This is a genomic window from Dyella sp. C9 (assembly GCF_003332825.1).
Taxonomy (GTDB): domain Bacteria; phylum Pseudomonadota; class Gammaproteobacteria; order Xanthomonadales; family Rhodanobacteraceae; genus Dyella.
This window is the reverse complement of the sequence record NZ_QIRF01000018.1, coordinates 16,456-27,832: the sequence shown is the minus strand read 5'-3', so window position 1 is coordinate 27,832 and position 11,377 is coordinate 16,456. Positions and strand designations below refer to the sequence as shown.

Genomic DNA, 11,377 nt, shown 5'->3' with positions numbered 1-11,377 from the left:
GGACGCGTTCCGGACTACTCCCATGGCCATGACCAACAAGACCAAGCATCCCGTGCCACCGTCGTCCTCGCGCCCGCTGTGGCAGCGGCTGGCCCTGCGCCGGCTCAAGTTCCTCGCCTTCGTCGCGGTGTTCATCGCCGTGGTGCTGGGCGGTTCCTACCTGTTCGCCCCGCAGTGGCTGATGCGCGCGGACATCAAGCGCCAGGCCATGGCGGCCCACGTCGAGCAGCACTCGGTGCAGGCGGGCGACACCAAGTGGGTGTACTTCGAAGGCGGCAAGGGCCCGACCCTGCTGCTGCTGCACGGCTTCGACGCCAGCAAGGAAGTGTGGCTCAAGCAGATGGAACTGCTGACCCCGCACTTCCACGTGATCGCGCCCGACCTGCCGGGCTGGGGTGAATCCACCCGCGTAGATGGCGCCAGCTACAACATCGACGCGCAGGCTTCGCGCCTGCAGGCCTTCGTGGAAACCCTGGGCCTGCAGCGCTTCGTGCTGGTGGGGCATTCCATGGGCGGCGCCATCGCCGGCGTCTACGCCGCCGAGCATCCCGAGCACGTGGCCGAACTCGCCCTGCTCGACTCGTTCGGCCTCAAGACCGACCAGAACGAATTCTCCCGCAACGCGATGTCCGGCAAGAACCCGTTCCAGTACGACAACCGCGAGGAATTCGCCAAGGCCACGGCGTTGGCCTTCGCCAAGCCGCTGGACATCCCGGGCCGCTTCCAGGACGTGCTGATCAAGCGCAACCAGGACAACCGTGCCTTCATCGAGCGTACCTTCAACGAGCTGCGCGATCCCTCGCAGTACCTGTCCGTGCAGAACCGCCTCGACCAGCTGACCATGCCGGTGCTGGGCCTGTGGTGCCATGAGGACAAGATCACCGACATCTCGGCACTGGACAGCCTGCGCAACGGCCTCAAGAACGCCAGCGCGATCAGCACCAGCATCCTGATCGGCTGCAACCACATGCCGATCCTCGAGAAGCCGGACGAAACCGCGCGCATCCTCACCTCGTTCGCGCTGTCGCACTAAGCGCATCGTGATCGCGCACAGGGCGCGCTTCTGCGGCAAGCTGCTGCTGTAGGAGCGCACCCTGTGCGATCACGCTCCGCGGGATCCACCCCGGCGCCGAATCAATCGGCCACGTCGGCGATCAGCCGGTCCAGTTCGGTCTTCAGCCACGCACCATTCATGCGCAGCCAGTCGCGCTGCTCGCGCCATTCGGGAAACAGCCCCTCCACCTGCGCCCAGAAGCGCGGCGCATGGCTGCGCACCTTCAGATGGCATAGCTCATGGGCGAGCACGTAGCGCAGGGCATTGGGCGGCGCCAGCGCCAGCGCGAGATCGAGGTTGATGCGGTCGCGCGTATCCAGGCTGCCCCACAGGCTCTTCATCGGGCGCACGCGCAATGCGGTGGGCGCGAGGCCGAGCATCGGCACGTAGCCGGCCAGCCAGCGCGCCACGTCGCGGCGGATCTGTGATTCGAAGAACGAGGCGAGCAGGCCACGTGCCACCGGCAGCGCGCGCGTATGCGGGCGCGGAATGGTCAGCGTGACCGTGCCTTCGCCGGCATCCACGCGTGGATACGGGCCATCGGCCCAGTCCAGCTGCACGGTCTCGCCGCGCAGCGGAAATTCGGTGGGCGTGCCCACCCGCAACGGCGGCGCGGGCTTCACGATCAGGTGCAGCTCGTCGAGCTTGCGTTCCAGCCAGTCGGCGTGATGACGCAGGAACGCACTCACCTGCGCGGGATGCGTGCCGTGCGGATACGACACTCGCGCGCCCTTGGGCGTGACGGTGAGGCGCAAGCGGCGTGCGCGCGGATGCGCGGCCTTGAGCACGCGGATGGTGCTACCACTCGCGGTGGCCAGTTCCAGCCAATCGCCTTCGAGATGCTGCGTCATGTCCCCGCCCTACTGCCTACGGCTACTGCACGGCGTCCAGGCCCATCAGTGTCCCTCAGCCAATGTGGGGGGAGCATGCAGGCTTCGCAAGACGAGCCCATGACCTCAGCCCCCCGACCTTTGGCCTAGGGGGTGCGTCTCAGCCCGGCTGCGTCGCTCAGGCCTCGGCGGGCCTGGGCAGGCCGAACCACTCCTCCAGCTTGCCGAGCAGGCGCTCCAGCTCCAGCGTGAGCAGGGCGAAGGTGGCATCGGCCTCGGCGGCGGCGTCCGGGTGGCTGTCGCCCAGCTCATCGGTGACCACGTCGAGGAACTTCAGCTTGCGCACGATGAGGTCTTCGCCAAGCACGAAGCTCATGCGCTCATCGAAGATGAGACCGAGCTGGAATACCTGCTTGCCATTGCGCAGGTGCTCCTTCACCTCTTCGCCATCCAGGTCCTGGCGACGGCACTTGGCGATGGCGCCAGTGGCCGAAGCCGGATCGCGCAGCTCCACCTCGTCACCCAGGCTCAGGCCGCCCGGCAGGTTGCCGTTGGCCAGCCAGTCGGTCATCAGCACGCGGGGGCCTTCCTCCGGCGCCAGCGGCACCGCGGGGAAGCTGCCCAGGGCTTCGCGGATCTGGGTCAGTGCATTCTCAGCCGACTTGCGACTGGAGGTGTCCAGCACCAGCCAGCCGTGCTTCTTGTCCACGTAGGCACGCATGCGCGAACTGCGGATGAAGGCGCGCGGCACCAGCTCGTTGAGCACGTCCTCCTTCAGGCGCTTGCGCTCGCGACCACCGACCTTGCGGCCTTCTTCTTCGGCGATCTTCTGCACTCGGCGTGCAAGTTCATCGTTCACCACCGAACCGGGGAGCAGCTTGTCCTCGCTGCCCACGGTGACCATGGTGCAGGCGTGGACGGCGTGGGTCAGCGGCGCTTCCTCGCCCCGGCCCACCGGCGGCACGAAGCCCTTGGTGCCCATTTCCATCGGGCCACAGGGGCGCAGGCGATGCTCGCCCAGGGCCTCGTCCAGGCGGTTCAGGTCTTCGGCAACGGCAGGGGAAAAGCGGAACAGGGTGAGATTGCGAAAAAACATTCGGTGTCCGGACTCGTTTTCTATGCCGTCATCCCAGCGAAAGCCGGGATCCAGCGTCTTTAGTCGGTGCGCAGAGGCACTGGATCCCGGCTTTCGCCGGGATGACGGGGAGGTAAGGCTGGGGGCTCAGCAGCTAACGGCAGCGATGGCGTTGACCACCGTATCCAGATTCGCGCGATTCAACGCCGCCACGCAGATACGGCCGGTGCCGACCGCGTAGATGGCGTACTCCTCGCGCAGCCGGTCCACCTGGGCCTTGCTGAGGCCCGAGTAGGAGAACATGCCGGCCTGCTCCTGGATGAAGCCGAACTGCGGCGCACCCGCCGCGGCCAGCTTCTCCACCATGCCGGCGCGCATCGCGTGGATGCGTTCGCGCATCTCGCCCAGCTCGTGTTCCCACATCGCCTTCAGCTCGGCGCTGTTGAGCACCGCCGACACCAGTGCGCCGCCGTGCGTGGCCGGGCTGGAGTAGTTGGAGCGGATGGTGCGCTTGACCAGCGACTGCACGCGCAGCGCCTCGTCGCGGTCCTTGCCCACGATGGACAGCCCGCCCACGCGCTCGCCGTACAGCGAGAACGACTTGGAGTACGAGTTGGCCACCACGAACGATTCGATGCCCGAGGCGGCGAACAGGCGCACCGCCGTGGCGTCGGCGTCGATGCCTTCGTCGAAGCCCTGGTAGGCCATATCGATGAAGGGCATCAGCTTGCGCTCCTTCACCAGGTCCACCACCTGCTGCCACTGCGCGGCGTTGAGGTCCACGCCGGTCGGGTTGTGGCAGCACGCATGCAGCAGCACCACCGTGCCCGGTTCCAGCTTGCCGAGGTCGGCCAGCATGCCGGCGAAATCCAGGCCATGGGTTTGGGCGTCGTAGTAGGCGTAGGTCAGCACCTCGAAGCCCGCCGAGCCGAACACCACGCGGTGGTTTTCCCAGCTCGGGTTGCTGATGGCGATCTTGGCGATCGGCAGCACCTGCTTGAGCAGGTCGGCGCCGATGCGCAGCGCGCCGCTGCCGCCAATGGTCTGCGAGGTGGCCACGCGCCCGGCTGCCAGCAGCGGCGAGTCTTCGCCGAACACCAGCTTCTGGGTGGCCACGTTGTAGGTGGCCAAGCCGTCGATCGGCAGATAACCGCGCGGCTTCGCTTCCAGCGCCAGCGCCTGCTCCACTTCGCGCACGGCACGCAGCAGCGGGATGCGGCCCTGTTCGTCGTAGTAGATGCCCACGCCCAGGTTGACCTTGCCCGGCCGGCTGTCGGCCACGTAGGCCTCGGAGAGACCCAGGATCGGATCGCCCGGGACCATTTCAACGGATGAAAAGAGAGACACGGCGTTACTCGACTGTCAGGGGGTGGATTCACGCTCTTCCGGCAAGCCGGTGAGCCACTGATGCGCATCGGCGCGTACGACACCTTCGCGCGCACCCAGCGCGGCGAAGTCGAACAGGTTGCGATCGGCCAGCTGGGACGGCGACACGTGGCCCAGTGCGCGGAAGATGTTCTCGGCGCGGCCAGGCTGGGTCTTTTCCCAATCCTCCATCATGCGCTTTACCGCCTTGCGCTGCAGGTTTTCCTGCGAGCCGCACAGGTTGCACGGGATGATCGGGAACTGGCGCTCCTCCGCGTAGGCAGCGATATCGCCCTCCTTGCAGTAGGCCAATGGGCGGATCACCACGTGGCGGCCGTCGTCCGAACGCAGCTTGGGCGGCATCGCCTTGAGCTGTGCCTGGTAGAACAGGTTGAGGAAGAAGGTGCCCAGGATATCGTCGCGATGGTGGCCCAGTGCGATCTTGGTGATGCCATTGGCGGCCGCCCAGTGGTACAGCGCACCGCGCCGCAGGCGCGAACACAGGCTGCACATGGTCTTGCCCTCGGGAATGACCCGGGTCACCGTGCTATAGGTGTCCTGCTCGATGATGTGGAACGGCACACCGCGCGCGGCGAGGTACTCCGGCAGCACGTGCTCGGGAAAACCCGGCTGTTTCTGGTCCAGGTTCACCGCGATCAGCTCGAAGCTCACCGGCGCCTTGGCCTGCAGCGACAGCAGGATGTCCAGCAGCGTGTAGGAATCCTTACCGCCGGACAGGCACACCATCACCTTGTCGCCGTCCTCGATCATGTTGAAGTCGGCAATCGCCTGGCCCACCTGGTGACGCAGGCGCTTGGCCAGCTTGGCGGCCTCGTACTGGTGCTTGCGGGTGGTCTCGGGCTGGGCGGACATCGGCGGGATCGGACGGAACGGCCCCCCATTGTAACGATCTGACCGGCGGGGGTACGCCCCGGCTCCGGCGGCGGTACACTTCGGGTATTCCTTTCAGCCGCCGCCCGCCGCCATGCAGGTCCAGGATCAAGCCGAAATCGCCCATCTGCTCGCCGAACTGCGGGTGGAACATCGCGATCTCGACGTGGCGATCGAGCACCTGGCCGATTCGGTGGGCCGCGACGAGCTGCAGCTCACCCGGCTCAAGAAGCGCAAGCTGCTGCTCAAGGACCATATCGCGCGCCTCGAGAGCAAGCTGATTCCCGACCTGGACGCCTAGACACACGCCGTGCACGGACGCACACTTGCGCGCCCGTGCCAGGGGTGGAGATGGCGCGGCTTGCCGATGCCTGGGGTCGTTGCCCTCCATGCAGGCTGCCCGGCGGATCCTTCCGTAGCCGCGACACCAGGAAAGCTTAGGAAAGCGCCCGGGCTTCTCCTACCAGACGATTCTGAAAGTAGGTATTTGCCTGCATGCCCGCCCGATTTCGCCCAGGCGATGCCTCTCGCAGCCATTGGCGCTGCGTCGGGGGACTGCTTAAATGCCAGCTCTCCACCCACTGACGGATGCCGCGACACCATGTCCCCGCTCTATCCCGTTCGCCTGGAAGACGACCACGTCTGCCTGGAACCGCTCCCCCCCGAGCACGCACCGTCACTGGAGGCCGCCGCTGCCGACGGCGAACTGTGGAAGCTGTGGTTCACCAGCGCGCCCGCCCCGGGCGAGATGGCGGCCTACATCGCCAAGGCCCTGGCAGGACAGCAGGCGGGCCTGATGTTGCCCTTCGCCGTGCGCGAGAAGCGCACCGGCGAAATCGCCGGCACCACGCGCTTCTACGATTTCGTGGACGATCCGCGACGCGTGGCCATCGGCTACACCTGGTACGCCAGGCGCTGGCAGAAGAGTCATCTCAACACCGCCTGCAAGCGCCTGTTGTTCCAGCACGCCTTCGAGGTGCTGGGCTGCGTGGCGGTGGAACTGCACACCGACCACCGCAACCTCGACTCGCAGCGCGCCATCGAACGCCTCGGCGCGCAGCGCGAAGGCGTGCTGCGCAACCACAAGCGACGACCCGACGGCAGCCTGCGCCACACCGTGTGCTACAGCGTGATCGACAGCGAATGGCCCGACGTCTCGCGCTGGCTGGCGCTGCGCCTCGCCCGGCTGGCCGCATAAACACCAGGCGCCCCCTGTAGGAGCGCACCCCTGAACTCGATTCAGGATGCGCTCCTACAGAAGTGTGGTGGATGGTTACAGCAACTGGCCGATCAGGCGATCGAGCCGTACGCGCCGCAAGCGCTTGAACAGGCGCCGCACTTCCGGCGGATAGCTGCGCGTGCCCTGCAGCTCCCGGTAATGGCCCAGTCGCGTGGCGTGCTTGCGCAGCGACGCCCACTCCGCCGCATGCTGCGCCACCAGCAAACCGGACGGATCACGCAGCAGCAGGCCATTCTCCAGGTCCAGCGCCCAGGCGCGGGGGTTCAGGTTGTTGCCGGTGATCACCGCCACATCCTGGTCCACGAACAGTCCCTTGAGGTGGTAACTGTTGTCGCCGTCGCGCCATAGCCACAGGTTGAGCTGGCCGCTGTCGATGGCGCCCTGGTGCAGGCGCGCAAAACGGCGCAGGTTGGCCTCGTACAGGTAGGGCAGCAGGCCGATGCGGCTGAACGGCTGGTCCGGCGGAATGTAGAAATCGTTGGCGACCTTGTCGCCGACCATGATGTCCAGCTGGCAGCCGCGGCGCAGCAGCTGGCCGATCACCGCGCGCACCGGGCGCGGCAGGTTGAAGTACGGCGTCAGCAGGATCACCCGCTGGCGCGCCTCGCGCAGCAGGCCGAGCAGGGTTTCGTTGAGTGCGTTGTCGCTGCGGCCGAAGCCGACCAGCGGAATCACCGTGACCTCGCCCTCGCCCGGCGTATCGCTGGGCCCCTGGTAACGTGCCTGCTGCAACGAATGGCGCAGCTGGCGGATCGGTTCCTGCAGCTCGCGGGTGCGCGGCAGTGGCTGCTGGTCGAGGCGTGGCACCGCGCTGTTGTCGCGGAATTCGCGTGCCACGAAGTCGGCCATGCTGTCGGCCAACGCGCGATCGCGGATCAGGTGATAGCGGTCGAGCCGATAGCGGCCGTGCCGGTTCAGGTACACATCGTTGAGGCTGGCGCCGCTGTACAGCACGGCATCGTCGATGACGAAGCCCTTCAGGTGCAGCACGCCGAACAGTTCGCGGTTCTGTACCGGCACGCCGCGGATCGCCACGCCCTCGCCCAGGCGCTCGGCATACGCGCGATACATCGCCGCGTTGCCCTCGCTGTGCGCCTTGCCGATCAGCCCGCGCCGCGCGCGATGCCAGTCGACGTACACCTCCACGCTCAGGCCAGGACGTGCGGCACGCGCCGCATACAGGGCATCGAGCACCTCGCGGCCGGCGTCGTCATCCTGCAGGTACAGGGCCACCAGCACGATGCGATGTTGCGCGCCGGCGATCAGCGACAACAGGGTCTCGCGGAATGCCTGCGGGCCGGCCAGCGTGGTGATGGCCGTGGCCGGCACCGCGACATGGGGAAACCCGGACAGGTCCAGCTTGCGCCGACGGCGCAGGGACAGCAGTCGGCGAGCCAGGCTACGCGGCGAGGGCAACGGTCGGTTCATGGGGCGACATGGTAAACAAGCGCGCCCCTTTGGTGGAGCGCAGCCCGTGCACCATGGCTCCCCGGTGTCATCGCCTCGTTGGCTTTTCGCGCATGGGGTGCGCTCCTACGGGAGGCTTCAGGGCGAGGGTTGTTGCCCGTCAGCCTTGTCCAGCACGCGGCGCGGCTGCACGTCGATGCTCGCCGTCATGCCCGCCGCCAGCACCACGTCCTTGGGCACGCTGGCCTCGTCGATGGCGATGCGCACCGGCACGCGCTGGGCCAGGCGCACCCAGTTGAAGGTGGGATTGACGTCGGCCAGCAGGTCGCGGCCGGTCGGGTTGTCGCGATCGGTGATGCCGCGTGCCAGGCCGGTGATGTGGCCCTTCAGGTGCACGCCGCCGCTCATCAGGCGGATATCCACCGGATCGCCCACGCGCAGGTGCGGCAGCTTGGTTTCCTCGAAGTAGCCGTAGATGTAATAGCTGTGGCGATCGATCAGCGCCAGGCGCGGACTGCCGGTGGAGGCGTAGTCGCCCACGCGCACGTCGAGGTTGGTCACATAGCCGTCGACCGGCGCGCGCACTTCGGTGCGCTCCACGTCCAGCTTGGCGCGGTCCACTGCAACCTGTGCCTGCACCACAGCGGCCTCGGCCTGCTCCTGCGCGGCGTTGGCCTGGTGGCCGCTGGCCTGTGCCTGCTGCCAGACCGCCAGCGCGGTGTCGGCCGCCGACTTGGCGTCGGTGCGTTCTTCCTTCGGCACCACGTCGGCGAGGTCCTGGCGGCGCTTGGCCTGCTCCTGGCGCATGTCGTACTCGGCCTTGCGCGCGGCGGCGCTGGCCAGCACGGCGTCGATGTTGGCGCCGGCGGCACGGGCGCTTGCCTTGGCGGCGGAGAGGTTGGCCTCGGCCTGCGCCAGGGCGATGTGATAGCGCTCGGGGTCGATCTCGAACAGCACGTCGCCCTTCTTCACTTCCTGGTTGTCCACCACCGGCACGCGCGTCACCAGGCCGGCGACGTCGGGGGCGATGCGCACCACCTCGGCGCGTACGCGGCCGTCGCGCGTCCAGGGCGAGTACATGTAGTGGTCCCACAGCGCGCGGCAAAGCACGAGCGCCACGATGACGACCACCGCGGTAATGGCAAAACGCAACAGGGCTTGAGGTTCGATCTTCATAGGGGCTCAGGGATACAACAGCAGGCCGACCGCGCCGAACAGCACGAAAAACACGGCAACGCGGAACAGGGACGGATGCCAGACATAACGGTAAAGGCCAAAGCGGCCCACGATGGTGTCGATGACCCACAGCACCAGCAGGCAACCAAGGTAGACCAGCAGGATGCTGGGAACCAGCGCATCGGCAAGGGCGATTTCACGGGGCATGGGTGGTCTCCGGTGCCTTCACGATGTACGGGGCGAGCGCTGACTCGTCATCGCGCAGCGCGGTGCGCAACTGCAGCAGATGAGCGAGTGCCGGCTGGCAGCTGGCACGGGCCTGCGGAAGTGTCTGCATGGTCAGTGTGATGGCATGGTCAACGGAACGATCGGCCTCCTGCCAGCGTGCCTTGGAGGGTTCGTCATAGAGCTCGGCCAACGCATGCACGGCACGCTGCATGGACTCCACCAGCGGCGGCGGCAGGTCAGTATGCTGCATGTCGTGGCGCAGCTCGATCACCGCGCGACCGCTGTCGTGCACCGCCAGCGCCCACGACAACAGCGACTTGGATTCGGCGCTGCCCGCCTGGGTGAACTGCACGACCTGGTGGAACAGGTCACGGTTGACGCTTTCGAAACGGTACACCAGCCCCTGCAGCGGCGCCGTGGTGGCCAGCGTCACCTGCCGGCGCAGCTGCACCAGCTGGCGTCGGCGCAGCCACTCGGTGCCGATCACGGTGGGAATGACCATGAAGGCGGCGCCGCTCATCATCAGGCCGAACAGCGAGGCGATGGCGTCGTTGAGGAAGTGCTCGGGGCTGTACACCATCGGGTTCTTCAACGCGAGGATGTACACGAAGCCCAGCGTGTAGCCGGCGCCGATGCCCGGCAAGGTGGCGTTGCGCGTGGTGAGGTAGGGACCGATCGCCAGCAGCGGCGCGGTGACCAGGAACAGCATGACGAAGCCATCGCTGCCTGGCATCAGCCAGAACACCACAAGGTACGCGGCCGTCATGCCCACCGCATAGCCGATCCAGGTATTGGCGGTGGCCGACAACGGCGTCGGCGAGGTCGCCAGCAGGCCGCTGAAGATAGTGGCCAGCAGCATGGCATTGGGCCCGAACGACCAACCGGTCTCGATCCAGAACACGCTCAGGGTAAGCATGGTCAGGAAAGTGCGGATCACCGCGATCACCGGTGCCGCGTAGTCGTTGGCGCGCTTGAAGTCCACGCGCTCCACCGTGCCGCCCAGGGTGCCCTGGGTTTCGCGCAGGGTTGCTTCCAGCGCGGTGAAGTCGCGCAATTCGCTGACGAAGCGATTGAGCAGCGCGGCGCCGCTGTCGAATTCCAACAGCAGCTCCGGATCCTGCCGCAGCTCCTCGCGCAGCTGCGCGGCCAGCGCTGGCAGCTTCGCCTGGCAGGCTTCCAGCCGCGTGGCCAGCAGTCGCGGTACCGGCTTCTCGCTGGGCGCTGGCGACAACGCCTCGCCCACCGGTGCATACAGGCGGATCAGCGCGCCCGCGGTGCGCGGATGGTTGTTGCGCTGCAGGCGGTTGATCAGGTGGTGCAGCGACTGGAAGGTGGTGGCCGCCGCCATGTAGCGCACGTTGAGCAACTGCATGCGGCTGCTGCGGGCACGGGCTTCCGGATCCTCGAAGATCACCGAGGCGCGCAGGTCTTCCAGTTGCACCGCCGCGCGCACGAAGCTCAGGTGCGCCTGTTCCATCTGCGCACGCGGGATGGCGCCGCCCAGGCTGCCACGCGCGAATTCGATGAAGTGCCCGTAATGCTCGCGCGCACTGCGTCGCAGCACCTGGCGCAGGCGCTCGGGCAGCACCACGTCGCTGATCAGGCCCGCCACGACGATGCCGAGCAACACCTCGCTCACGCGCATCATCGCCGAGTCGAACACGTTGTACGGGTTGTTGATCGCCGGCAGCGCCACGATGGCGGCGGTGTAGCCGGCCAGCACGAAGCCGTAGGACATGAAGTTGCGGTACAGCACGGCGCCGCCGGCGCAAAGTCCGACCCACAGCGACAGGCTCAGCAGGAACAGCTCGCGTTGCTGCGGGAACGCCGCCATCAGCAATACGCCGCACAGGCTGCCCGCGCAGGTGCCGATGGCGCGATAGAAGCTCTTGGCCAGCACCATGCCGCTGTGCGGATGCATCACGATCGATACGGTGATCATGGTGGTCGAGGGCTGCTCGAGCTGGAACAGCATCGACAGCCATGCGGCGATGTAGAACGCCAGCAGGCACTTGACCACGAAGATCCATGCCTGGCGCTCGCCAAACAGGAATTCGGCCAGCCAGGGATGTCGGCGGTTGGCGGGCAGCTCGCTGGGTATGGCGGACATG

The 11,377-nt window shown here is 67.0% G+C and carries 11 protein-coding genes; 3 read left to right on the top strand and 8 right to left on the bottom strand.

Annotated features, from left to right (window positions below; all coding sequences use genetic code 11):
- Positions 1-28 precede the first annotated feature (28 nt).
- Positions 29-1,033, top strand: coding sequence for an alpha/beta fold hydrolase (locus DVU99_RS16855; protein ID WP_114241443.1), 1,005 nt, complete (start codon positions 29-31; stop codon positions 1,031-1,033).
- A gap of 101 nt (positions 1,034-1,134) precedes the next feature.
- On the opposite strand, the gene DVU99_RS16850 is transcribed toward DVU99_RS16855, so the two are convergent.
- The 4 genes from DVU99_RS16850 to ttcA form a co-directional block, all read right to left on the bottom strand.
- On the bottom strand, positions 1,135-1,905 hold the full coding sequence (locus tag DVU99_RS16850) for a M48 family metallopeptidase (protein WP_114241393.1): 771 nt from the start codon (positions 1,903-1,905) through the stop codon (positions 1,135-1,137).
- Positions 1,906-2,062: 157 nt separating this feature from the next.
- Complete coding sequence (locus DVU99_RS16845; protein ID WP_114241392.1) at positions 2,063-2,980, bottom strand: recombination-associated protein RdgC; 918 nt, start codon at positions 2,978-2,980, stop codon at positions 2,063-2,065.
- 126 nt (positions 2,981-3,106) lie between these two features.
- Positions 3,107-4,306 (bottom strand): amino acid aminotransferase, encoded by a 1,200-nt coding sequence (locus tag DVU99_RS16840; protein ID WP_114241391.1) that lies wholly within the window; start codon positions 4,304-4,306, stop codon positions 3,107-3,109.
- A gap of 15 nt (positions 4,307-4,321) precedes the next feature.
- Positions 4,322-5,197 (bottom strand): tRNA 2-thiocytidine(32) synthetase TtcA, encoded by an 876-nt coding sequence (ttcA, locus tag DVU99_RS16835; RefSeq protein ID WP_114241390.1) that lies wholly within the window; start codon positions 5,195-5,197, stop codon positions 4,322-4,324.
- A gap of 112 nt (positions 5,198-5,309) precedes the next feature.
- Here ttcA and DVU99_RS16830 point away from each other — a divergent pair, with 112 nt between their 5' ends.
- Positions 5,310-5,516, top strand: coding sequence for a YdcH family protein (locus tag DVU99_RS16830; protein WP_114241389.1), 207 nt, complete (start codon positions 5,310-5,312; stop codon positions 5,514-5,516).
- Positions 5,517-5,816: 300 nt separating this feature from the next.
- A complete protein-coding gene (locus DVU99_RS16825) occupies positions 5,817-6,413 on the top strand; it encodes a GNAT family N-acetyltransferase (protein ID WP_114241388.1) in 597 nt (198 codons plus the stop codon).
- Positions 6,414-6,488: 75 nt separating this feature from the next.
- Here DVU99_RS16825 and pssA read toward each other — a convergent pair whose 3' ends face one another.
- From pssA to DVU99_RS16805, 4 genes are all read right to left on the bottom strand, one after another.
- Positions 6,489-7,883, bottom strand: a complete 1,395-nt coding sequence (gene pssA, locus DVU99_RS16820) for a CDP-diacylglycerol--serine O-phosphatidyltransferase (protein WP_114241387.1) — start codon at positions 7,881-7,883, stop codon at positions 6,489-6,491.
- Positions 7,884-8,000: 117 nt separating this feature from the next.
- Positions 8,001-9,038: an HlyD family secretion protein gene (locus tag DVU99_RS16815; protein WP_114241386.1), complete on the bottom strand. Its 1,038-nt coding sequence runs from the start codon at positions 9,036-9,038 to the stop codon at positions 8,001-8,003.
- 6 nt (positions 9,039-9,044) lie between these two features.
- Entirely contained in the window at positions 9,045-9,245 is a 201-nt protein-coding gene (locus tag DVU99_RS16810; RefSeq protein WP_114241385.1) for a DUF1656 domain-containing protein, read from the bottom strand.
- Positions 9,235-11,376, bottom strand: a complete 2,142-nt coding sequence (locus DVU99_RS16805; RefSeq protein ID WP_114241384.1) for an FUSC family protein — start codon at positions 11,374-11,376, stop codon at positions 9,235-9,237. Before DVU99_RS16805 ends, DVU99_RS16810 begins: the two co-directional genes overlap by 11 nt.
- Between the last annotated feature and the right edge of the window lies 1 nt (position 11,377).